The sequence below is a fragment of the Streptomyces sp. NPDC046122 genome (genome assembly GCF_056429965.1).
In genome coordinates this window covers 149,249-171,114 of the sequence record NZ_JBWKLQ010000013.1, presented here as the reverse complement: position 1 = coordinate 171,114, position 21,866 = coordinate 149,249, and the positions used below count along the sequence as shown (strand labels likewise).

The 21,866-nt window shown below is 72.3% G+C and carries 19 protein-coding genes; 5 read left to right on the top strand and 14 right to left on the bottom strand.

Annotation, left to right across the window (positions count from 1 at the left end):
* Window positions 1-104 precede the first annotated feature (104 nt).
* The 6 genes from AC07FK_RS27515 to AC07FK_RS27490 form a co-directional block, all read right to left on the bottom strand.
* A complete protein-coding gene (locus tag AC07FK_RS27515) occupies window positions 105-1,499 on the bottom strand; it encodes a class II 3-deoxy-7-phosphoheptulonate synthase (protein WP_479107638.1) in 1,395 nt (464 codons plus the stop codon).
* Window positions 1,500-1,548: 49 nt separating this feature from the next.
* Window positions 1,549-2,382, bottom strand: a complete 834-nt coding sequence (locus AC07FK_RS27510; RefSeq protein ID WP_479107637.1) for a shikimate dehydrogenase family protein — start codon at window positions 2,380-2,382, stop codon at window positions 1,549-1,551.
* Complete coding sequence (locus AC07FK_RS27505; protein ID WP_479107636.1) at window positions 2,379-3,761, bottom strand: MFS transporter; 1,383 nt, start codon at window positions 3,759-3,761, stop codon at window positions 2,379-2,381. The genes AC07FK_RS27510 and AC07FK_RS27505 overlap by 4 nt, the downstream gene beginning before the upstream one ends.
* A 2-nt stretch (window positions 3,762-3,763) precedes the next feature.
* Entirely contained in the window at window positions 3,764-4,882 is a 1,119-nt protein-coding gene (locus AC07FK_RS27500) for a SagB/ThcOx family dehydrogenase (protein WP_479107635.1), read from the bottom strand.
* Window positions 4,883-5,257: 375 nt separating this feature from the next.
* The gene (locus tag AC07FK_RS27495; protein WP_479107634.1) at window positions 5,258-5,914 is read right to left on the bottom strand and encodes a ScbR family autoregulator-binding transcription factor; all 657 of its coding nucleotides are present in this window, start codon (window positions 5,912-5,914) and stop codon (window positions 5,258-5,260) included.
* Between the two features lie 58 nt (window positions 5,915-5,972).
* Complete coding sequence (locus AC07FK_RS27490) at window positions 5,973-7,220, bottom strand: NAD(P)/FAD-dependent oxidoreductase (RefSeq protein WP_479107633.1); 1,248 nt, start codon at window positions 7,218-7,220, stop codon at window positions 5,973-5,975.
* A gap of 195 nt (window positions 7,221-7,415) precedes the next feature.
* Here AC07FK_RS27490 and AC07FK_RS27485 point away from each other — a divergent pair, with 195 nt between their 5' ends.
* Window positions 7,416-8,996 carry an acyl-CoA mutase large subunit family protein gene (locus tag AC07FK_RS27485; protein ID WP_479107632.1) on the top strand — a complete coding sequence of 527 codons (1,581 nt, stop codon included), beginning with the start codon at window positions 7,416-7,418 and terminating at the stop codon, window positions 8,994-8,996.
* Window positions 8,997-9,031: 35 nt separating this feature from the next.
* Entirely contained in the window at window positions 9,032-9,439 is a 408-nt protein-coding gene (locus tag AC07FK_RS27480) for a cobalamin B12-binding domain-containing protein (protein ID WP_479107631.1), read from the top strand.
* Window positions 9,440-9,702: 263 nt separating this feature from the next.
* Here the strand turns inward: AC07FK_RS27480 and AC07FK_RS27475 are convergent, their stop codons facing one another.
* From AC07FK_RS27475 to AC07FK_RS27465, 3 genes are read right to left on the bottom strand one after another with little or no spacing between them, the layout of a single operon-like run.
* Window positions 9,703-10,170: an anthrone oxygenase family protein gene (locus AC07FK_RS27475; protein ID WP_479107630.1), complete on the bottom strand. Its 468-nt coding sequence runs from the start codon at window positions 10,168-10,170 to the stop codon at window positions 9,703-9,705.
* A 25-nt stretch (window positions 10,171-10,195) separates the two neighbouring features.
* A complete protein-coding gene (locus tag AC07FK_RS27470) occupies window positions 10,196-11,080 on the bottom strand; it encodes an ABC transporter permease (protein WP_479107629.1) in 885 nt (294 codons plus the stop codon).
* The gene (locus tag AC07FK_RS27465; protein ID WP_479107628.1) at window positions 11,077-13,722 is read right to left on the bottom strand and encodes an alpha/beta fold hydrolase; all 2,646 of its coding nucleotides are present in this window, start codon (window positions 13,720-13,722) and stop codon (window positions 11,077-11,079) included. Before AC07FK_RS27465 ends, AC07FK_RS27470 begins: the two co-directional genes overlap by 4 nt.
* 118 nt (window positions 13,723-13,840) lie before the next feature.
* Here AC07FK_RS27465 and AC07FK_RS27460 point away from each other — a divergent pair, with 118 nt between their 5' ends.
* The 3 genes from AC07FK_RS27460 to cutA all read left to right on the top strand — a co-directional run bounded on the left by AC07FK_RS27460 (window position 13,841) and on the right by cutA (window position 15,558).
* A complete protein-coding gene (locus tag AC07FK_RS27460) occupies window positions 13,841-14,263 on the top strand; it encodes an N-acetyltransferase family protein (RefSeq protein WP_479107627.1) in 423 nt (140 codons plus the stop codon).
* 192 nt (window positions 14,264-14,455) lie between these two features.
* Window positions 14,456-15,226: a hypothetical protein gene (locus AC07FK_RS27455; protein ID WP_479107626.1), complete on the top strand. Its 771-nt coding sequence runs from the start codon at window positions 14,456-14,458 to the stop codon at window positions 15,224-15,226.
* On the top strand, window positions 15,223-15,558 hold the full coding sequence (gene cutA / locus AC07FK_RS27450) for a divalent-cation tolerance protein CutA (protein WP_479107655.1): 336 nt from the start codon (window positions 15,223-15,225) through the stop codon (window positions 15,556-15,558). The genes AC07FK_RS27455 and cutA overlap by 4 nt, the downstream gene beginning before the upstream one ends.
* Window positions 15,559-15,629: 71 nt before the next feature.
* Here cutA and AC07FK_RS27445 read toward each other — a convergent pair whose 3' ends face one another.
* The 5 genes from AC07FK_RS27445 to AC07FK_RS27425 all read right to left on the bottom strand — a co-directional run bounded on the left by AC07FK_RS27445 (window position 15,630) and on the right by AC07FK_RS27425 (window position 21,857).
* Window positions 15,630-16,235, bottom strand: coding sequence for a DUF4291 domain-containing protein (locus tag AC07FK_RS27445; RefSeq protein WP_479107625.1), 606 nt, complete (start codon window positions 16,233-16,235; stop codon window positions 15,630-15,632).
* Between the two features lie 420 nt (window positions 16,236-16,655).
* On the bottom strand, window positions 16,656-18,155 hold the full coding sequence (locus AC07FK_RS27440) for a CoA-acylating methylmalonate-semialdehyde dehydrogenase (RefSeq protein ID WP_479107624.1): 1,500 nt from the start codon (window positions 18,153-18,155) through the stop codon (window positions 16,656-16,658).
* 31 nt (window positions 18,156-18,186) lie between these two features.
* The gene (gene iolD, locus AC07FK_RS27435; protein ID WP_479107623.1) at window positions 18,187-20,064 is read right to left on the bottom strand and encodes a 3D-(3,5/4)-trihydroxycyclohexane-1,2-dione acylhydrolase (decyclizing); all 1,878 of its coding nucleotides are present in this window, start codon (window positions 20,062-20,064) and stop codon (window positions 18,187-18,189) included.
* On the bottom strand, window positions 20,061-20,963 hold the full coding sequence (gene iolB / locus AC07FK_RS27430) for a 5-deoxy-glucuronate isomerase (protein WP_479107622.1): 903 nt from the start codon (window positions 20,961-20,963) through the stop codon (window positions 20,061-20,063). The genes iolD and iolB overlap by 4 nt, the downstream gene beginning before the upstream one ends.
* 9 nt (window positions 20,964-20,972) lie before the next feature.
* Window positions 20,973-21,857, bottom strand: a complete 885-nt coding sequence (locus AC07FK_RS27425) for a Cgl0159 family (beta/alpha)8-fold protein (protein ID WP_479107654.1) — start codon at window positions 21,855-21,857, stop codon at window positions 20,973-20,975.
* Window positions 21,858-21,866 lie beyond the last annotated feature (9 nt).

Sequence of the window (21,866 nt, the reverse complement as noted above, 5' to 3'; positions counted from 1 at the left end):
CCCGGCCCGGCCATCCCCCGCCCGGGACCGGGAGGCCCGCGTCCGGCGGGCACGGCGCCCGCCGTGCCCGCCGGACGCACGACGTCCCGCCGCGTACGAGGACCTCATCCGCGCATCAGCTCGGCGACCATGAACGCCAGTTCCACGGACTGCTCCGAGTTCAGGCGCGGATCGCAGTTCGTCTCGTACCGGGCCACGAGTCCCGCGTCGTCGAGGCCCCGCGCACCGCCGAGGCACTCGGTCACGTGGTCGCCGGTGAGCTCGATGTGCAGACCGCCCGGGTGGGTGCCCAGCTCGCGGTGGACCTGGAAGAAGCCCTTGACCTCGTCGAGGATGTCGTCGAAGTGCCGCGACTTGTAACCGCTGGCGGTCTCCTTGGTGTTGCCGTGCATCGGGTCGCACTGCCAGACGACGCGGTGGCCGGTGGCCGTGACCTTCTCCACGATGGCCGGCAGCACCTCGCGCACGCGGCCGCAGCCCATCCGGCTGATGAAGGTGAGCCGGCCGGGCGTCCCGTCCGGGTCGAGCCGCTCCACGTACTCGACGGCCTGCTCGGGCGTCGTACCCGGGCCGATCTTGACGCCGATCGGGTTGGCCAGCATCGAGGCCAGCGCCACATGGGCGTCGTCGAGCCCGCGGGTGCGCTCACCGATCCACAGGAAGTGTCCCGAGAGCCCGTACAGCCGCTCGGGTCCGCCCTGCCCGCCGCCGCCGGTCCTCAGCAGCCCGCGCTCGTAGTCGAGCAGCAGCGCCTCGTGGCTCGCGTAGATCTCGGTGGTGTGCAGGGCGCTGTGGTCGGCCCGGCAGGCGGACATGAAGCGCAGACCGCTGTCGATCTCGGCGGCCAGGGCCGCGAAGCGCTCACCGGCCGGGGAGTCGCGGACGAAGTCCTGGTTCCAGCCCTGGACGCGCTGGAGGTCTGCCACGCCGGACTCGACCATGGCGCGGACGTGGTTGAGGCTCGCGCTGGAGTGGGCGTACGCCTGGAGCATGCGGGCGGGGTCGGCGACGCGGGCCGCGGGGGTCGGCGTCGCGGAGTTGACGATGTCGCCGCGGTAGACCGGCAGGGTGAGGTCGTCGGTGGCCTTCGACCGGGGCTTCGCGTACTGGCCGGCGATGCGGCCCACCTTGACGACCGGCAGGCTCGCTCCGTACGTGAGGACGACCGCCATCTGCAGCAGGGTGCGCACGTTCGCGTGGACGTGCTCCTCGGTGTTGCCCGCGAACGTCTCGGCGCAGTCGCCGCCGTGCAGCAGGAAGGCCTGCCCGTGGGCAACCTCCGCGAGGCGCCGGTGCAGCCGGTCGACCTCTCCCGGCAGGACGAGCGACGGCAGGCGCTCCAGAGTGGCGCGTACGTCGGCCACGCCGCCGGGGTCCGGGTACTCGGGCTGCTGCGCCGCGGGTCTCGCGAGCGCGTCGGCGACCCCGGCGGCCAGGGCGGGCGGCAGGCCCCCGGACTCCGCGCCGGGGCGGGTGGTGTTCTCGATGAGTGCTGGCATGCCGAGGACAGTAGGGACGCGCGTCGCGGCGTCGGCCATCCTCCGGTAATCAGCGCTCCACTGCCTCCGGCGGCCGGCTCGCGCGCGCGTCGAGCCGGAAGAACTCCCGGTACAGACGCAGCTGTTCGGCCAGCATCGGCGCCCCGTAGTGGACCGCCAGGCCGCGCGCCTCGGCCGCCGCGAGCAGAGCGGTGCGGCGCGGCTTCATGACGATGTCGGCCACGACGGTGCCCGCCGCGAGCGTCGCCGGGTCGAAGGGGAGCGGGTCCTCGGGACGGAGCCCCATGGGGGTGGCGTTCACCGCGATGTCCGCGGCGACCGGGGCCCTCGCCCCGGCGATCCGGCCGCCCCCGTACCCGGCGAGGCGCTCCACGAGCCGCTCGACCCGGTCCTGCTCCCTGTCCCACACGGTGACGTGCGCGCCGGCGCCGAGCAGGGCGACGGCGATGGCGCAGCCGGCCCCGCCCGCCCCGGCCAGCGACACCCGCCTGCCCCGCGGGTCGTGTCCGGCCGCGCGCAGTCCGCGGACGAAGCCGGCTCCGTCGAAGTTCTCCGCCTGCCAGCGGCCTTCGGGGGTGCGGCGCATCGCATTGGTGGAGCCGCTCAGCGCGGCGGCCGGGCTGATGTCGTCGGCGAACGCCAGGCAGGCGGCCTTGTGCGGGACGGTGATCAGCAGGCCGTCGAAGTTCCTGACGCGCCGCAGTCCCCGTACGACGTCGGCGAGGTCCCCGGGGCTCACGTGGACGGGGACCAGGACGGCGTCCGCGCCGAGCCGGGCGAACAAGGGGTTGAGCATCGCCGGGGCCTGCACCTGGGCCACCGGATCGCCGATGACGGCGAACAGGCGGGTGGTTCCGGAGATCACGGGGCCGGCGGCGCTCATGCCGCCCTGCCGCGCGGGCCGGTCCAGATGATCCGCAGCAGTACCCCGAGGACGGCGATCCCGCCGAGCGCCGTGAGTCCGGCGTACGACAGCTGCGCCACGACGAGGCCCGCCGCGAGGGCCCCGATCGCGGAGGCCGCCTGGATGATCAGGTCGCAGGCGCCCTGCGCGGGGACCCGTTCGGAGATGGGGAGCGCCGCGCTGAGCGCGGCGGACCCGGCGACGAACCCGGCCGCCCAGCCGACGCCCAGGAGCAGCAGCCCGGCCCCGACACCGGCTTCGGAGTGCGGCGGCGAGGCGAAGAGCACGCCGGCCGCGGCGAACTGCAGGGCGAGACCGGTGACGAACAGCCGGTACGACCCGTACGTGTCGACCAGGAAGCCGACCAGGGGGCTGGGGAGGTACATCCCGGCGACGTGGAAGCTGATGACGATGCCGATGAGGCCCACGGAGACGCCGCCGTGGTGCATGTGCAGGGCGGCCATGTTCATCAGGGCGATCATCACGGCGTGCACGGTCGTCGAGACGACGACCGCCCGCCGTGCCTGCGGGTTGCGCCGCAGCGTCCGCAGACCGGCGCGCAGCCCCGACCGGCGGTCGGCGCGCTTGGCCTCCCCGGCGGTGCCGGTGTCCGCGGCGGCGGTCTCCTGTGCGGCGGAGGCGGCTCCGGCGGCGCTCGTCGCGGCGCTCGCCTCCTCGGCGCGCCCGGCGTTCGCCTCCTCGGCGGCGCGGGCCAGCAGGAGCGGGTCCGGACGGAGGAACCCGTACGCCAGCAGTGACGTGCCCACGAGCCCGGCCGTGATGACGATGAACGGCGCGGTGAACTCGGGGAGGGGGGCGCCCGGCACCAGCTTGTCGGTGATGCCGACGAGCGAGGGGCCGAGTACCCCGCCCGCCGTGGAGGCCCAGGTGACCATGCCCACCGCCCGGCCGTGCCGGCCGTCGGCCGCCAGGTCGGTGGCCGCGAACCGGATCTGGAACCCGGCGGCGATGGCGGCGCCGAGACCGAACGAGCCGACCACGACCAGGGGGAAGCTGTCGAGCAGCGCACCGCACACCACCGTGCCCGCGGCCACCGCGCCGGTCAGCTGTCCGACCGCGAGGCCGACCCGCCGGCCGTACCGGGCGGACAGGGCCGCCAACGGCACCGCGCAGGCGACCGAGCCGCAGAAGATGCTCGCCTGGGTGAAGCCGGCCCGGGTCTCGGAGCCGGTGAGACGTTCGGCGAGCAGCGACACCACGGGGCCGCTCATGGCGATCACCATGGAGAAGAGGATCTGCAGGCACAGGAGCACCCTGAGCACCCGCCGCTGGACCCGTGGCGGCACGGACGCGGCCGGGCTGCCACGGGACGGCTTCGCGGAGGCGACGGTGGCCACGGTCAGTTCCGCGCGCCGGAGATCGGGAAGCTGGGCACGCCTTCCCTGCGTACGGCGGGAACGCCCGCCCCGAAGACGTACAGCGCGCTCTCCGCGATGCCGTCGAGCCCCAGTGCCGTCTCCAGCTCGGAGTCACGGAACGCGTCGGTCTGGAAGGGACCGAGCCCGGCCGCGGTCGCGCACAGCGCGAAGGTCTGGGCGAGGTGACCGGCGTTCAGCAGAATCGTGCGCAGAATACGGGAGTTGCGGTACTTGTACATCGCGCGGTTGACGTCGAAGGTCAGCAGGACGACGAATCCGGCCGTGGTCACCATGCGCTGCTCGAAACCGACGCGGTCCAGGTCGACGTCACCCTTGAGGAGTTCAAGGCTGTGGTCTTCCGGACAGTAACGGTAAAGGCCGGGAGCAATGGATTCCACATTGCGTACGGCGATGTAGCACTCGCTCTCGTGGCGCGATCCGCCGCACGGGCTGGTACGCATCATCAACTGCCCGAAGTTCGGTACGTCGATGAAGTACATCGGCCCGAAGGCGAAGTGCAGAACGGTCGAGAATTCCCTCAGACCGACGGGCTGGTCGGCGAATTCCCGGGTGGTGCGCCGCGATACGAGGACGTCTTCGAAGTCACGGCGCAGCGGTACGAAGCTGCGCGGCAGCCGGATCTTGGGGCCGCCGTCACGGCGTCCGAACACGGACGGGGGCGGTCCCTCTTCGAGTAGTTCGCTGACGAGCTCGGTGCGCCCGGTGTCGGCGCCGTTCTCCTCGGTCACGTACTCGACGTTCTTGGTGGCGAAGTGGAAGTAGCGGGCGGCGTCGCCCCAGTGGCGCCACGCCTCGTCCACCTTGTCCTCGCGCTCCGCCTGGTCGCGGGTGCGCAGGAGGCCCAGGTCGGCGAGCTGCTTGACGGCTCCGCGCACCGAGGCCGGGTCGAATCCCTCGAACCGGTCGAGGACGGTCTCGGGGTCGGTCCAGTCCTCGAAGTGGCTGAGGATGTCGAGCGCCGTGCCGTCGATCTGGACGCCGGTGCGCCCTTCGTCGCCGGGCTCCGCGAGATAGTCCTCGACGGTGAGGCCGCCGTTCTGCCAGCCGGCCATCAGAGTGCGAGAGCGTCGCAGCTCCATAAGAATTCTCCCGTTCTGCGGTGCGTTTCGTGGACTGGATTCCCGTCGCGCGCGCCGTGGGGAAAAACGGGGGCCGCGCATGACCGTGCGCCCGGAGGGATTCCCTCCGGGCGCACGTACGGATCAAGAGGCCTTGCAGGCGAGCATCTTGTTCTGGGTGACCTGAACGGCCTTCACAGTGATGGCGATCTTCTTCATGGTGTCCATCTCCTCACACAGTGGGATTCGCGTTCGGCACTGATGTGCCGAACCCTGCCCGGCCCACTGAACTCCCCGCATTCTGCGGTGAATTCCTTGCGCCTGGCGACACCCAGAACATTAGGAGCCGCTGCGGGGAATGCACACCCCCTGAACCACCCCTGACGCGGGAGAGGGTCAGTTCTGATAACTCAATTCCCGCTCGTCGCAGTTCTCGGGTGCGGTCGTCCGGAACGTGCCGATCACGCTCACCGGCGCGATCGCCGGCAGCAGCACGTCCCACAGGTCCGTCAGCCGCCGGGCGGTCTCGTCGGTGGACATGCCCATCCAGCTGAGGGCTTCCATCGAGAACAGCGTGGTGGAGGCCAGCACGCGCGGGGAGGCCGCGGGGATGTCGCTGCGCAGTTCCCGGCGCTTCACCGCCTGACAGAACAGCTGCCCCACCGTCTCGTGCCACAGCGTGTAGTGGTCGAACCCCGGCCGCTTGTCGCCCGTCCACTCCCGGTGGAACCGGACCACGGCACGCGCGGCCGGCTCCAGGTGCAGCAGCGCGTTGAGCCGGTGCGTCAGGTCGATCACGTGCTGCAGCGGGGAGTCCGCCGGGGTGCAGGGCTCCGTGATGGCGTCCTCGAAGAGCGACTGGGAATGCTCGGCCACCGCCGTGGCCACCTGGTCCTTCGAGGCGAAGTGGAAGTAGAACGCCCCCTTCGACACACCTGCCGCGCGCGTGATGTCGTCCAGACTCGTACCGGCGTAACCGTGTTGGACGAACTGCTCCGCCGCGGCGGTGACGATCCGGCGAAGGGTTCTCTCCGCACGTTCCTGCTTGGCCATCCGATGCCCTCCTTCACCCCCCGCCCAAGCTCACAGTGTAAACCGGTCGATTGGTATGTCACCGGGTGGGGGCGGCTTGTTTCAGCGCGGACTTGAGCGGCACGCCGGGGTCGGCGAGGCGCTCGGCCAGCAGTGGAGCCCCGGAGGTGATCAGCCGCCGTCCCTGCGCGAGATCACGGGCCCTGCCGACCGCCAGTACGGCGACCATACGGTCCCCGCGCAGCCAGCACACGCTCCAGGAGTCGCCGGCGGGGTCGCCGCGCCGGACGGCCGTGTCGGCGCCGGCGTGCCGGCCGGCGTACTGCACGAAGCGCCCGAACTGCTCGGACCAGAAGTAGGGCACGGGGTCGTACGCCGCCGGGCTCTCCCCCACGATGTTCGCCGCGACGGTGCGCGGCCCGTGCAGGGCGTTGTCCCAGTGGTGCACGAGCAGCCGCGCGCCGAAGCGGGCCGACGGGAAGGAGGCGCAGTCCCCGACCGCGTACACGTCGGGCGCGGACGTGCGCAGCGCCTCGTCGGCCAGGACCTCCCCGTGGGCGCCGAGCGCGATGCCGCTGCCCGCCAGCCATCCGGTGGCGGGCCGCGCCCCGATGCCGACGACGACCGCTCCCGCGGGCAGCCGGGTGCCGTCGGTGAGGACCACCGCGCCCGGCTCGACCCGCTCCACCCGCGCGCCCGTCCGCAGCTCCGCGCCGGCCTCCTCGTACCAGGCGGCCATCGGAGCGGCCACGTCACCGGGCAGCGCCCCGGCGAGCGGCAGCCCGGCCGCCTCCACCACGGTGACCCGGCAACCCGCCCCGCGCGCGGCGGTGGTGAACTCGGCGCCGATCCACCCCGCGCCGACCACCACGACGTCGAGCCGTTCGGCGAGCACGGGACGCAGCGCCTGCGCGTCGTCGAGCGTGCGCAGCAGATGCACCCCCGGCACCCCGTCGGTGCCGGGCAGCCGGACCGGTTCGGCCCCCGTGGCCAGGACGAGGCGGTCGTAGCCGACCGGCCCTTCCGTGGTCTCCAGAAGGTGCGGGCCGGGCCGTATCCCCGTCGCGGTACGCCCCAGGTCCAGCTCGACGTCCAGCTTCCCGAAGTCGACGTCGAACGTCGCGTCCTCGGGCCTGCCGCCCAGCAGTACGGCCTTGGACAGCGGCGGCCGGTCGTACGGCCGGTGGCGTTCCGCCCCGATCAGCCGCACCGCGCCCTCGAACCCCTGCTCGCGCAGGGCCACCGCCGTCTGCACCCCTGCCGCCCCCGCGCCGACGACGACGACCGAGGACGGCCGATGCCTCGCCTCTTCCTGCTGTGCTGACACCAGACCTCCTGAGGGGCCATCCGCGTGTACGTCAGATCGCCCCTCATCGTGGCGTCCCGATCGCCGCAGGTCACCGCGGCGGCGAGGACTCAGGGGCCCACTAGGGGGTGGTTGGTCCGGAAAGCGCTCAATAGCGTCTGCCTGGGCGGCACGACAGGCAGCAGTCGAGACGAGTGAAAGAAGGTGAGGAAGGTCATGGCGCGTGATTCCGAGTCCGGACTGCCCATCGAGCCGGTGTACGGGCCGCAGGCCCTGGAGGGCTGGGACCCCCGTGAGAAGCTGGGCGAGCCCGGCTCGTACCCCTTCACGCGCGGCGTCTACCCGTCGATGTACACCGGACGGCCGTGGACCATGCGGCAGTACGCCGGCTTCGGCACGGCCACCGAGTCGAACGCCCGGTACAAGCAGCTGATCGCCAACGGCACGATGGGCCTGTCGGTCGCCTTCGACCTGCCGACCCAGATGGGCCACGACAGCGACGCGGCGATCGCCGGCGGCGAGGTCGGCAAGGTCGGGGTGGCCATCGACTCGATCGACGACATGCGCATCCTGTTCGGCGGGATCCCGCTGGACAAGGTCTCCACCTCGATGACGATCAACGCACCGGCCGCGCTCCTGCTCCTGCTGTACCAACTGGTCGCCGAGGAGCAGGGCGTGCCGGCGGACAAGCTGACCGGCACGATCCAGAACGACGTGCTGAAGGAGTACATCGCGCGGGGGACGTACATCTTCCCGCCGAAGCCGTCGCTGCGTCTGATCGCGGACATCTTCAAGTACTGCAGGGCCGAGATCCCGAAGTGGAACACGATCTCGATCTCCGGCTACCACATGGCGGAGGCCGGGGCGTCGCCCGCGCAGGAGATCGCGTTCACGCTGGCCGACGGGATCGAGTACGTGCGCACGGCCGTGGCGGCCGGGATGGACGTGGACGACTTCGCGCCCCGGCTCTCGTTCTTCTTCGTCTCGCGCACCACGATCCTCGAAGAGGTCGCCAAGTTCCGTGCCGCGCGCCGGATCTGGGCCAGGGTCATGCGTGAGGAGTTCGGCGCGAAGAACCCCAAGTCGCTGATGCTGCGCTTCCACACCCAGACCGCCGGTGTGCAGCTCACCGCCCAGCAGCCCGAGGTCAACCTGGTGCGCGTGGCCGTCCAGGGCCTGGCGGCCGTCCTCGGCGGAACGCAGTCCCTGCACACCAACTCCTTCGACGAGGCCATCGCGCTCCCCACCGACAAGTCCGCCCGCCTGGCCCTGCGCACCCAGCAGGTCCTCGCGTACGAGACCGACGTCACCGCCACCGTCGACCCCTTCGCCGGCTCGTACGTCGTCGAGAAGATGACCGACGAGGTCGAGGCCGCCACCCTGGAGCTCATGCGCAAGGTCGAGGACATGGGCGGCGCCGTCCAGGGCATCGAGCACGGCATGCAGAAGGCCGAGATCGAGCGCAACGCCTACCGCATCGCCCTGGAGACCGACAGCGCCGAGCGCGTCGTCGTGGGCGTCAACCGCTTTCAGCTCGACGCCGAGGAGCCGTACGAGCCGCTGCGCGTCGATCCCGCCATCGAGAAGCAGCAGGCGGAGCGGCTGTGCAAGCTGCGCGCCTGGCGGGAGCAGTCGCGCGTCGACGACGCGCTGGCCCTCCTGAAGAAGGCCGCCGAGGGCGACGACAACGTTCTCTACCCGATGAAGGAAGCACTGGCGGCCCGCGCCACGATCGGCGAGGTGTGCAACGCGCTGCGCGACGTATGGGGCACGTACGTCCCGACCGACGCCTACTGAGCAGTCCCACCCGACCGACGCGAGGAGCGAACGACGTGGACAGACCGATCCGAGTCCTGGTGGCCAAGCCCGGACTCGACGGACACGACCGGGGAGCCAAAGTGATCGCCAGGGCGCTGCGCGACGCCGGCATGGAGGTCGTGTACACCGGGCTCCACCAGACACCCGAGCAGATCGTGCACGCAGCCATCCAGGAGGACGCCGACGCGATCGGACTGTCGGTCCTGTCCGGCGCCCACCTGACTCTTTTCCCCCGGGTGGTGGAGCTCCTGCGCGAGCGCGACGCCGCCGACATCACGGTGTTCGGCGGCGGCATCATCCCGGCGGCCGACATCGCGGTGCTGAAGGAACAGGGCGTGGCCGAACTCTTCACGCCGGGCACGACCACGGCCCGCGTGGTGGAGTGGGTCAGGACCAGGGTGCGGGAGGCCGCCGCCGCCTGAGTCCGGCACCGGAATCGGCAGTGCTCCGTCGCGGCTTCGTCGCTGCGGCTTCGTCGCTGCGGCTTCGTCGCTGCGGCTTCGTCGCGGCGGGGCACTGCCTTCCCGTGGAGGGTCAGCGGTTGAACGAGGAGCCCCGGGCGGTTCCGGGGGCCACGGAGCAGACCACTCCGCACCCGCCTCACCAGACACGCCGGCTCCGCGAAAGGTTGCCCCTGGCGGCCGGCTCCGCGCGCAGCGGCGGCAGCCGGCCCGAGTCGGCCGTTTCAGACCAGAGCGGCGCTCACCACGAGGGCGAAGCCCGCCGTGACCAGGAGCGTCCGCACCAGGTGCAGGCGGTTCCACCGCGGCTCGAAGGCCGCACGGGCCTCGTGGTCGGCGGCGCCGGTCCGCTCGGCCGCGGCCAGGGCGTCGTTGAGGGGGATGTTCCCGGTGATCGTGACCAGGTGGTTGAGGACCACCAGGGCGAGGCCGGAGCTCAGCAGCGCCCACTGCGCACCGGACCGGTCGTCCTGCGGGACGGCCAGGGCCGCTGCCGGGAAGGCCACCGAGGCGAGCATGACCGACACGAACACGGCGCGCGGCACGTCCTCGTTGATGCGCCGCATCGCCGCCGTGAACTGCTCGTCCGTCAGCCGGCCCAGGGCGGGCATGACGCCGGTCAGGAAGATCAGCATGAACCCGGCGTACAGCCCTGTGGCGACTACGGAGAGGGCGATCAGGAGAGTGGCCATGCCGCACATCATGGCCGACCCCCTGTCAGGACACGATGTCTTTGCGGCTGAATCCCCGGAACGCCAGGGCGAAAAGCACCAGCGCGTACGTCACCGACACCGCCGCCCCCTTCAGCATTCCGCCCCACTCCAGCTGGGGTTGCAGCGCGTCCGCCCATGCGAACTGCCAGTGCGCCGGCAGGAACTCGCGCCACGATCCGAGGGCCGTCACCGCGTCCAGTACGTTGCCCACGATCGTCAGGCCGACCGCGCCGCCGACCGCGCCCAGCGGGGCGTCCGTCTTCGTCGACAGCCAGAACGCGAGCGCGGCGGTGACCAGTTGGGAGACGAAGATGAACGCGACGACGAGCCCGAGCCGCGGCAGGGCGTTCCCGGCAGGCAGCGAACCGCCCGTCGGCAGCTCCAGCGGACCCCAGCCGTACGCGACCGATCCCGCCGCCAGGGCCACGACGGGCAGCAGCACCATCGCCGCCAGGCTGAACGCCAGGGCCACCGCGAGCTTGCTCCACAGCAGCCGGGCGCGCGGCACCGGCGCCGCGAGCAGGTAGCGCAGCGAGGACCAGTTGGCCTCGGACGCCACCGTGTCGCCGCAGAACAGCGCCACCGGCACCACCAGCAGGAACCCGGCCGACACGAACAGGCACGTGGCCGCGAAGTTCGCCCCGGACGCGGTGGCGGTGTCCATCAGCGTCACCCGGCCGCCCTCGCGGTCGGGGCCGCCGCCGATCGCGAACGCGGCGATCAGGACGAACGGCAGCGCGCCCAGTACCAGGGCCATGACCAGGGTGCGCCGCCTGCGCCACTGCCGCATGGCCTCGACGCGCAGCGGCAGGGTGCGGCCGGCCCGGTAGCCGGGTGCGGAGTCGGTGGCCGGTGCGCTGACCGGTGCGACGCCGTTGCTGATGCTCATGCGGAGGAGCCTCCGATCAGGGTGAGGAACGCGTCCTCGAGGCGGCGGTTGGGCCCGACACCCGTCAGCGGAACCTCCAGGCGGACGAGTTCGCCGATGAGTGCGCTCGGCGACGCCCCGTCCAGCCGTACGAGCAGACCTTCGTCGGTGCGTACGGCGGAGCCGATGCCCGGCAGCGCGGCCACCTTCTCGGCCAGCGCCTCGGACACCTCGCCGTCCGTGGTGACGAGCAGCGTGTCCGTGCCGCCGGTGATCTCCGCGACGGGTCCGGCGCGCATCAGCCGTCCCCGGTCCATGACGACGAGGTGCGTGCAGGACTGCTCGACCTCCGAGAGGAGGTGGCTGGAGACGATCACCGTGCGTCCGGCGGCCGCGTAGCGGATCATCACGTCGCGCATCTCACGGATCTGCGGCGGGTCGAGGCCGTTCGTCGGCTCGTCGAGGATGAGCAGGTCCGGCATGCCGAGCATGGCCTGGGCGATCGCGAGGCGCTGCCGCATGCCCTGCGAGTACGTCCGTACGGCGCGGTCGAGCGCGTCGCCGAGCCCGGCGATCTCCAGGGCCTCCTCGGTGCGGGAGTCCTCGGCGGGTCGGCCGGTGGCCTTCCAGTACAGCTCCAGGTTGGCGCGTCCGGTCAGGTGCGGAAGGAAGCCGGCGCCCTCCACGAACGAGCCGACGCGCGACAGGACGGGCGAGCCGGGCCTGATGGCGTGCCCGAAGACCCGGATCTCGCCGCTGTCCGGCGTGATCAGGCCCATGAGCATCCGCAGCGTGGTGGTCTTGCCCGCGCCGTTCGGGCCGAGGAGCCCGAGCACCTGGCCCTTCTCGACGCGGAAGGACAGGTCCCGTACGGCGTACCGGTCGGCCGACTTGGCGTACTTCTTGGTCAGGTCGGTTATCTGGAGCGGCACCCCGGCCAGCTCCGGGTCGGGCGCGGGCGCGGCGGCCCGCCGCCGGGCGGTGAGCAGCAGCGCCGCGGCCAGTGCGGCGCCGATCGCGGGCAGCCCCCAGACCCACCACGGCAGCGGAGCCGCCTGGGTCCGCACCCCGGACGCGGTCGGCACGGCGAGCGTGCCGTCGCCTTCCAGGGAGACGGTGTACGCCGCCGGCTCGGCCGGGGAGGCGTACGCGAGGTCGGTGCTGGCGAGCACGACGCGCAGCCGGTGCCCGGCCCTGACCTCGTGGTCGATCGCGGGGAGCAGCAGTTCGACGGTGGCGCCGTCCGCGTCGCCCGCGCCGGTGACGCGGACGGGCGAGACGAGCTGGGAGGGCAGCACCTTGCGGCTGCCGTCCGCGCTCACGTCGTACACCTTGCCGAACAGGACGGCGTCGTCGCGGTCCGACTTCACCGTCACCTTCACGGTCGGTGAGCCCGTGACGCGCAGGTCGGAGGCGAGCTTCGCGGTCTGGAAGCTCGCGTTCTGGCCGGGGAAGTCGAGCGACAGCCCCGCGCCGAGCCCGGACAGCCGGGACAGGGCCCCGACGCCCGGTACGACCGAGATCGCGGGCGGGTTGGCGCCGGCGGGAGCGGCGAAGTGCTGCTCACGCTTGCCCGACGTGAGCCCCAGCTGCCGTCGTCCGGACTCCAGGCCCGGGTAACGGTCACCCGTCGCGCCCCTGAGCTGGGCCGCGCCGTCCGTGGAGTCGACACCTCCGGTACGGGTGACCCGGAAGGCGGGCCCGGTGTCGGTGGTCTTGTCGCCCTTGAGGTAGCGGTCGAACCAGTCGGTGATCCGGCCCTCCACGCGGACCTTCTCGCGGTCCCCGCCGTCGTGTCCGCCGGCGATCCAGTCGACGGCGACCGGCGCGCCGTTGGCTGCGACCGCCTTCGCGATCGCGTCGGCGTGCTCGAGCGGGAAGAGCGAGTCGCTCTGCCCCTGCACCACGAGCGCCGGGACCTTGATGCGGTCGCCCACGGCGGCCGGGCTGTGCGCCGTCAGCAGGTCGCGGGCGGCGGCGTCCGGCTTTCCGGCGACGGCGACCCGTTCGTACATGTCGCACAGCCGCTTCTCGAACTTCGCGCAGCCGCCACCCGTGTCGATGAAGAGCCCGGCCCACAGTTTCTTGAAGACGCCGCCGGGGAAGAGCGCGTCGGCCAGGTTCCAGTAGGTGATCTGCGGTGCGACGGCGTCGACTCGCTTGTCGTGCCCTGCGGCCAGGAGCGAGATGGCGCCGCCGTAGGACGAGCCGCTGACGCCGACGCGCGGATCGCCCTTCGCGTCGAGCCGCACCTCCGGGCGCTCGGCGAGCCAGTCGATCAGCCGCGACACGTCCGCGACCTCGCCCTTCGGGTCGTTCAGCCCGATCTTGCCCGTCGACTTCCCGAAGCCGCGCGCGGACCAGGTCAGCACGGCGTACCCGTCGCGGGCGAGCTGCTCGGCCTGCGCCCGTACGTCGCGTTTGCTGCCGCCGAAGCCGTGGCCGAGCAGGACGGCGGGGCGGCGCTCGCCGCCCGCACCGTCGGCGGTGAAGAACGAGGTGTCGATTCTCACCCCGTCCATGCTCATGATCCGCTCCTCGCGGTGCACGGCGCGCGCGTCGCCGTCGGAGGCGACGGCCGTCCACGTACCGCCCCCGACGAGGACGGCGAACGCGGCGGCCGCACCGGCGAGTGCCCGGCTGCGGGGAATGCGTAGCTTCATGACTGAACCCTAGGTCCCGGGTACGACAGCCGAACCGGCCCCCCGGATGGAAGTCTCGGGGTACTCGAGGAGTACGGGAGCACCGTCCCGTACCGCGCCAGGAGTACGAAGGAGCCCCATGGGAACGCAAGCGGTCGTCCGGCGGGCGACGACTGTGGCCGAACTGACCGCCGCCGAGCACCTCTACGACGGGCCGGCCCGCCCGGAGTGGGCCGAGCGTTTCCTGGCCTCCCCCGGCCATGTGATGCTCGTCGCGTACGTCGACGGGAAGCCCGCCGGCATCGTCTCGGGCATCGAGATGAGCCACCCGGACAAGGGCACCGAGATGTGTCTGTACGAATTGTCCGTCGATGAGGCGTTCCGGCGGCGCGGCATCGGCCGGGCCCTGACACGGGCGCTGGCGGAGCTCGCCAGGGAGCGCGGCTGCTGCGGCATGTGGGTGGGCGTCGAGCGCGACAACGGCGCGGCGATGGCGACCTACCGGTCGGCGCGCGGCCGGGACGACGGCGACTTCGCGATGCTGAGCTGGACGTTCGACTGAGCGCGGGCGGCGGCGGGCCGGGCGCCGGGCGGGCGCCCACTTGCCGATCTCCGGGCCGCACGGCGCAGCGCACGTGCCAGAACACATGTGCGGACGACGCCTCCGCACGGCTATCCTCACGCGCAATCTGTCATGCCCGTGACCGGGGGGTTCACGATCGGTCGCGGGCGGCCCGAGAACATATGGGGATTCATGCGCGCAGCATCCACAGGCGCCCTTCTGGCCGGCGCCTTGGTACTTTCCGGCTCCGCTCTCACCGCCGCTCCGGCGGCGTACGCGGCGGAGACCGGTGTGGAGATCAAGAAGGTCTCCGTGAACGGCGGCAAGGCCGTCGTCTTCGGCACGTCCCGCACGGAGTCGTTCACCATCTCGGTGACCGCCTCGGACGACTCGGGCATCAGCCACAGCGCCCACCGCTTCCTCGGCATCGACCGTGAAGTGGGCGACGACTTCTGGACGTACCACGGCACCCCGTCGTGCACCGCCGACAGCGCCACCACCTCGACCTGCAAGCTCACGGTCCGGCTCGAAAGCGACATCGACCTGCCGCGGAACACCCTCGCGGGACCGTGGAAGGTCAAGGTCCAGCTCACGGCCAAGGACGGCGACTACTACGGGGAGACCTACGGGACCCACCCCGTCCAGCGGCGCTCCACGCTGAGCGTGAACGCCTCGCCGGAGCCGGTCGTCAAGGGCCGCACGATCACGGTCACCGGCAAGCTGGCCCGCGCCAACTGGGACCGGTACGTCTACGCGGGCTACACCAACCAGTCCGTACGGCTCCAGTTCCGCCCGAAGGACAGTGACACGTACACCACCGTCAAGACGGTCACGAGCGACGGCACGGGCAACCTGAGGACCACCACCACGGCCCGCGCCGACGGCTACTGGCGCTGGAACTTCGCCGGCACGTCCACCACACCGGCGGTCAAGGCCGCGGGCGACTACGTCGACGTCCGCTGACCCCACCTGCTCGCTCCCCCGGCCCCCGGACCCCACACCCGGCCGCCCGGGGAGAGCGAGCAGGTTCAGCGGTGTCGGCTCGCCTCGCGGCCGGCGCACAGATCATCGGGCCCGTGACTTCCGTCTACGGGCACGAGGGGGCGTTCGGGACGGGAGAGGAGTGGCAGCTCCTGTTCAAGGCCCGTGCCGACCGGTACGCCGATGTCGAAGCGCACCTGTTGCGGCACCACCCGTGGAAGAACCCTGAGGTGGCAGCCGTTCCGATCGTCGCCGGGTCGGATGCCTACCTGCGTTGGGTGGGCACTGTTACGGCGCCGGACGACGCGGGCTGACCCCTCGGAGACTGACCGTATCCAGCACGTCGGCAACCGCCGGGCGGCAGTGGCCACCGACGGGGGCGGTGTCAGACCGGTGCGCCGCCCAGGTGGGCGAGCGCTTCCGCTCCCGCCGGGTAGGCCCGCTCCTCCGGCAGCAGGCGTTCGGCCGCCGCCGTGTCGCCGGCCTTCACCAGGGCGTGGATCTCGTGGGCGAGTGGGGTCACATCGGCGATGGAGACCGTCCACTCGTCCGCGTACCGGCGCGCTGCCTGCCCCGCCAGGCCCAGTTGCAGCGAGCGGTAGGGAAGCTGATTCAGGTGCAGGTCGCGTTCCGGGTCCCACTGCACGCGGGCGGGCGCCTGCCGCAACTCGCGCTTCCAGGCGGCCTGGTCGGGGTGGAGACCCGGCGCGTAGTGCGACAGGCAGGCGTTGCGCAGCGCCCAGTCGAAGCCGTCGCGGGTGATCTCGACGGCGAGGACCGTCTCCTGGTCCTGCTTCAGGCCCCAGCCGCAGCGGTACATCATCCACAGGAACGACGGCTTGATCCACGTCATCCGGTCCCGCTTCCAGGCTGCCGGGAACCGCCCGTCGCGCGCGGCCGGGACGCCGATCATGGGGGCGTACGCCTGGTAGACGGTGACGGTGGTGTCCGTGTGCAGCGCTCGTATCCCGCGCTGGGGGTGGTGCGTCATGCGCCAAGAATGCCGCCCGAAAACGCGCGCCACCACCGCATTTCGCCCGGCCCCGCACCAACGCCCGGCCGTACTCCGCCCGGTGCAGCAGTCACGTCCGGCCGGCGTTCGGCCCGGCGGCAGCGTCGTGTGCATGATGAGGACACGTCTTGCTACTCCCCACAGCACGCGGGGAGATGACGAAGTGCCCCCTGGTTCGGCCGTGCCCGGATGAGGGGGGCGTCTTCGTTCGCGGGTACTGAGGCGGAACGGGTCCAGGCCGCTCCCCGTTGACGCACAGAGCCCCCGCCCGGCCGTGGTGGCCGGGCGCGGGGTCCTGCTGCGGTGATCGACGGGGCGCCGGGTCCTGCTGCGGTGAGCCGGACCGTGACGAGGGCTCCGGGCGCGGTGGTTGCCCGGCGCCGGGGCCGGGCTCCGTGATCAGTGGTTGCGCGGGAAGCCCAGGTCGACGCCCGCCGGGGCGTCGGCCGGGTCGGGCCAGCGGGTCGTGGTGACCTTGCCGCGGGTGTAGAAGTGGATGCCGTCGTTGCCGTAGATGTGGTGGTCGCCGAAGAGCGAGTCCTTCCAGCCACCGAAGGAGTGGTAGCCGACCGGCACCGGGATCGGCACGTTGACGCCGACCATGCCGGCCTCGATCTCCAGCTGGAAGCGCCGCGCCGCGCCGCCGTCGCGGGTGAAGATCGCCGTGCCGTTGCCGAAGGGCGACGCGTTCATGAGGGCGACGCCCTCCTCGTACGTGTCGACGCGCAGCACGCACAGCACCGGGCCGAAGATCTCGTCGCGGTAGGCGTCGGAGTCCGTCGAGACCTCGTCCAGGAGCGAAAGGCCGATCCAGTGGCCGTTCTCGAAGCCCTCGACCGTGTGGCCGGTGCCGTCCAGGACGACCTTCGCGCCCTGCGCGGCCGCGCCCGTGACGTACGAGGCGACCTTGTCGCGGTGGGCGGCGGTGATCAGCGGGCCCATCTCGGACGCCGGGTCGTTGCCGGGGCCGATCTTGATCTTCTCGGCGCGCTCGCGGATCTTGTCGACCAGCTCGTCGCCGATCGCGCCGACCGCGACCACCGCGGAGATCGCCATGCAGCGCTCGCCCGCCGAGCCGTACGCCGCCGAGACCGCCGCGTCGGCGGCCGCGTCGAGGTCGGCGTCCGGCAGGACCAGCATGTGGTTCTTCGCGCCGCCGAGCGCCTGGACCCGCTTGCCGTTGGCGGAGGCGGTCTGGTGGATGTACCGGGCGATCGGGGTGGAGCCGACGAAGGAGATCGCCGCCACGTCCGGGTGGTTCAGCAGGCCGTCGACCGCGACCTTGTCGCCGTGCAGGACGTTCAGCACACCGTCGGGCAGCCCGGCCTCGGACGCCAGCTCGGCGAGCCGGACCGACGGGGACGGGTCCTTCTCGCTCGGCTTCAGTACGAACGTGTTGCCGCACGCGATGGCCAGCGGGAACATCCACATCGGCACCATCGCCGGGAAGTTGAACGGCGTGATGCCCGCGACGACGCCGATCGACTGGCGGATGGAGGACACGTCCACGCGGTTGGACACCTGCGTGGACAGCTCGCCCTTGAGCTGCGTCGTGATGCCGCAGGCCAGCTCGACGATCTCCAGACCGCGCGCGACCTCGCCCAGCGCGTCCGAGTGCACCTTGCCGTGCTCGGCGGTGATCAGGGCGGCGATCTCGTCGCGGTGGGCGTCGAGCAGGGCGCGGTAGCGGAAGAGGACCGCGGTGCGCGCGGCGAGGGAGGAGGTGCCCCACGTCGCGTACGCGGCCTTCGCCGACGCGACGGCGGCGTCGACCTCCTCGACGGAGGCGAGCGCGACCTGCGTGGTCACTTCACCGGTGGCCGGGTCGGTGACCGGGCCCCAGTTGCCCGACGCGCCCTCGACGGTCTTGCCGCCGATGAAGTGGTTGACGGTCTTCATCCCAGTACTCCTTGTAGTGCAGCGGGGGCGGTCAGAGATGGCGGCGTCGCGCAGCGGCTTGACGGTCGTACTCCTCCCGGGCCTTGACCGTCGACGAGCGGGTCGCGGTCTCGGCCACGGGAACATCCCACCACGCCTGGGCGGCGGGCGCGCCCGACACTGTGTCGGGCGTTCGCGTCTCGACGTAGACACATGTGGGGCGGTCGGACCGGCGCGCCTGGGTGAGAGCTTCCCGCAGGTCACGCACGGTGTGGGCGCGCAGGACCCGCATCCCGAGGGAGCCGGCGTTGGCGGCCAGGTCCACCGGGAGCGGCGCGCCGGTGTACGTGCCGTCGGGCGACCGGAAGCGGTACGCCGTACCGAAGCGCTCGGCGCCGACGGACTCCGAGAGCCCGCCGATGGAGGCGTATCCGTGGTTCTGGAGGACGACGACCTTGATCGGGAGGCGCTCCTGCACGGCCGTGACGATTTCGGTGGGATTCATCAGGTACGTACCGTCACCGACCAGGGCCCACACCGGCCGGCCGGGGGCGCCGAGCTGCACGCCGATGGCAGCGGGGATCTCGTAGCCCATGCAGGAGTAGCCGTACTCGACGTGGTACTGGTCGCGGGAGCGGCACCGCCACAGCTTGTGGAGGTCGCCGGGCAGGGAGCCGGCCGCGTTGATGAGGATGTCGTCGTGGGTGACGAGGCTGTCGAGCACGCCGAGCACCTGGACCTGCGTGGGCCGGGCGTCCCCGTCGGGCGCGGCGTACGCGGCGGTGACGCGGTGCTCCCAGCGCGCCTTGGCCTCGCGGTACTCGCTGACGTAGGCGTCGGGGACGCGGTGGCCGTCCAGCGCGACCGTCAGGGCCCGCAGGGCGGCGCGGGCGTCGCCGACCACCTGCCGGGCGCCCATCTTGTGGGCGTCGAAGCCGGTGATGTTGAGGTTGACGAAGCGGACGTCCGGGTTCTGGAAGAGGGTCGCGGAGGCGGTGGTGAAGTCGGACCAGCGGGTGCCGGCGCCGATCACCAGGTCCGCCGTCCGGGCGAGCGCGTCGGCGGTGGCGGTGCCCGTGTGGCCGACGCCGCCGACGTCCGCCGGGTGGTCGTACGGGAGTGAGCCCTTGCCCGCCTGGGTGGAGGCGACGGGGGTGCCGGTCGCCCCGGCGAACTCCGCCAGGGCCTCCTCGGCGCCGCTGTGATGGACTCCGCCGCCCGCGATCAGGAGGGGGCGGCGGGCGGCCCGGAACGCGCTCACGGCCTCGGCGATCTCGTCCCGGTCCGGCTCGGGCGCCCGGATCCGCCAGACGCGCTCGGCGAAGAACTCCTGCGGCCACTCGTACGCCTCGGCCTGCACGTCCTGCGGCAGCGCGAGCGTCACCGCGCCGGTCTGCGCGGGATCGGTGAGGACCCGTACGGCGGCGAGCGCGGCGGGGATCAGCGCCTCGGGGCGGGTGACGCGGTCGAAGTACCGGGACACCGGGCGCAGGCAGTCGTTGACGGACACGTCCCCGGCGTACGGCGCCTCCAGCTGCTGGAGCACGGGGTCGGCGGGCCGGGTGGCGAAGGTGTCCCCGGGGAGCAGGAGGACGGGGAGGTGGTTGACGGTCGCGAGGGCGGCCCCCGTGACGAGGTTGGTGGCGCCGGGTCCGATGGACGTGGTGACGGCGTGCGCGGAGAGGCGGTCGCTCTGGCGGGCGAAGCCGACGGCGGCGTGCACCATGGCCTGCTCGTTGCGGCCCTGGTAGTACGGCATGTCGGCCGAGCCCGGTTCGAGGAGCGCCTGGCCGATGCCCGCCACGTTGCCGTGGCCGAAGATCCCCCAGGTGCCGGCGATCAGGCGGTGGCGGACGCCGCCGCGCTCGGTGTACTGGCGGGCGAGGAAGGCGACCAGCGCCTGGGCGGTGGTCAGTCGGCGGGTGGTCACTGGTCCGGCTCCTCTGGTCCGTACAACGGCAGTCGGGGGTCGACGGGCTGCGAAGGCCAGGTGTCGCGGATCCAGCCGTGGTCGGGGTGGTCGCGGATCAGCCACTGGCGCACCTCGCCCGGCCCCGCCATGACGTTCAGGTAGTAGAGGGTGCGGCCGGGCGCGGCGATGGACGGCCCGTGCCAGCCGTCGGGGATGAGGACGGCGTCACCGGTGCGGACCTCGGCGAGGACGTCCGTGCCGCCGGGGCGGGACGGCGAGACGCGGTGGTAGCCGAGGCCGTCCCCTTCGACCTCGAAGTAGTAGACCTCCTCCAGCTCGCACTCGACGCCCGGGTGGTGCTCGTCGTGCTTGTGGGGCGGGTACGAGGACCAGTTGCCGCCGGGAGTGAGGACCTCGACCGCGATGAGCCGGTCGCAGGGGAAGCCTCCGTCCGCCGCTCCCCCCGCGGCCGGGGCGGCGGCGAAGTTGTTGACCTGGCGCGAGCAGGCGCCGGCGCCGCGCAGCTCCACGGGTACCTCCGGCGCGGGGCCGTAGCGGGCGGGGAGTCGTCGCTCGCACCTCGCTCCTGCCAAAGCGAAGCGGCCTCCCGCGCCGGAGGAGATCTGGGCGTGGGCGTCGCGGGGCACGTAGACGAAGTCGGTCACCGACGCGAACACGCTGTCCCGGCCCCGCAGTTCGAAGCACTCGCCTTCCACCTGCACGGTACAACCACCGTTCAGCGGCAGCACGATCCACTCGCTGTCCCCGGTGGCGAGCAGGTGGGAGCCGCCGGGCGGCAGTTCCAGCACGCGCAGGCTCGAACGGCTCCAGCCGGCCCGCTTCGGGTCGATGTCCAGGACGTACGGCCCCCGCGCGGCGGCTCCCGCCCGCAGGACGTGCGTGTCGTTGTCCGTCATGCCCTCTCCCTACCCCCCGGTTTCGCGCCGCAGCAGTCCCACGGCCGTGTCGACCGCCCCCGCCACGTCCCCGTCGGCCGGATAGAGCAGCGACCGGCCGACGACGAGCCCCTGGACGGTCGGCAGCCGCAGCGCCGTGCGCCACTTCTCGTACGCCGCGTCCTGGTCGGCGCCGACCTCGCCGCCCAGCAGCACGGCGGGGAGGGTCGAGGTCTCCATGACCCGTGCCATGTCCTCGGGGTCGTCCGTCACGGGGACCTTCAGCCAGGTGTACGCCGAGGTGCCCGCGAGACCGGAGGCGATGGCGATGGAACGGGTGACGGCCCCGGCGCTCAGGTCGTTGCGGACCTCGCCGGCCACGCGGCGCGAGATGAACGGCTCGACGAAGACCGGCAGCCGCCGCTCGGCCATCGCGTCGATGGTGCGGGCGGTGGCGTGGAGGGTGTCGAGCGATCCGGCGTCGTCGTAGTCGATGCGCAGCAGCAGCTTGCCCGCGTCGAAGCCGCGGCGCTCCAGGTCCTGGGCACGGGGGCCGGTGAAGCGGTCGTCGAGTTCGAAGGCGGCGCCGGCCAGGCCGCCGCGGTTCATGGAGCCGATGACGACCTTGCCGTCGAGGGCGCCGAGCAGGAGCAGGTCGTCGAGGATGTCGGCGGCGGCCAGGACGCCGTCCACTCCGGGGCGGGACAGCGCGAGGCAGAGCCGCTCCAGCAGGTCCGGGCGGGCGGCCATGGCGAGTTCGCGGTCGCCGACGCGCAGGGCGCCGCGGGCCGGGTGGTCGGCCGCGACGATCATCAGCCGTCCGCTCGCGCCGATCAGCGGCCGGCGGGGGCGGCGGGCGGCGGCCTCGGCGATCGCTTCCGGGTGGTGGGTCCGTACCCGTACGAGGTCCCGGATGCGCAGGCC

Excerpts from the sequence above, each read along its gene's own strand:
- AC07FK_RS27445 (WP_479107625.1), bottom strand. The coding sequence starts at position 16,235 with ATGACGCACCACCCCCAGCGCGGGATACGAGCGCTGCACACGGACACC.
- AC07FK_RS27515 (WP_479107638.1), bottom strand. The coding sequence starts at position 1,499 with ATGCCAGCACTCATCGAGAACACCACCCGCCCCGGCGCGGAGTCCGGG.
- AC07FK_RS27460 (WP_479107627.1), top strand. The coding sequence starts at position 13,841 with ATGGGAACGCAAGCGGTCGTCCGGCGGGCGACGACTGTGGCCGAACTG.
- AC07FK_RS27475 (WP_479107630.1), bottom strand. The coding sequence starts at position 10,170 with ATGGCCACTCTCCTGATCGCCCTCTCCGTAGTCGCCACAGGGCTGTAC.
- AC07FK_RS27455 (WP_479107626.1), top strand. The coding sequence starts at position 14,456 with ATGCGCGCAGCATCCACAGGCGCCCTTCTGGCCGGCGCCTTGGTACTT.
- AC07FK_RS27470 (WP_479107629.1), bottom strand. The coding sequence starts at position 11,080 with ATGAGCATCAGCAACGGCGTCGCACCGGTCAGCGCACCGGCCACCGAC.
- AC07FK_RS27510 (WP_479107637.1), bottom strand. The coding sequence starts at position 2,382 with ATGAGCGCCGCCGGCCCCGTGATCTCCGGAACCACCCGCCTGTTCGCC.
- AC07FK_RS27500 (WP_479107635.1), bottom strand. The coding sequence starts at position 4,882 with ATGGAGCTGCGACGCTCTCGCACTCTGATGGCCGGCTGGCAGAACGGC.
- AC07FK_RS27495 (WP_479107634.1), bottom strand. The coding sequence starts at position 5,914 with ATGGCCAAGCAGGAACGTGCGGAGAGAACCCTTCGCCGGATCGTCACC.
- AC07FK_RS27465 (WP_479107628.1), bottom strand. The coding sequence starts at position 13,722 with ATGAAGCTACGCATTCCCCGCAGCCGGGCACTCGCCGGTGCGGCCGCC.
- AC07FK_RS27485 (WP_479107632.1), top strand. The coding sequence starts at position 7,416 with ATGGCGCGTGATTCCGAGTCCGGACTGCCCATCGAGCCGGTGTACGGG.
- iolB (WP_479107622.1), bottom strand. The coding sequence starts at position 20,963 with ATGACGGACAACGACACGCACGTCCTGCGGGCGGGAGCCGCCGCGCGG.
- AC07FK_RS27440 (WP_479107624.1), bottom strand. The coding sequence starts at position 18,155 with ATGAAGACCGTCAACCACTTCATCGGCGGCAAGACCGTCGAGGGCGCG.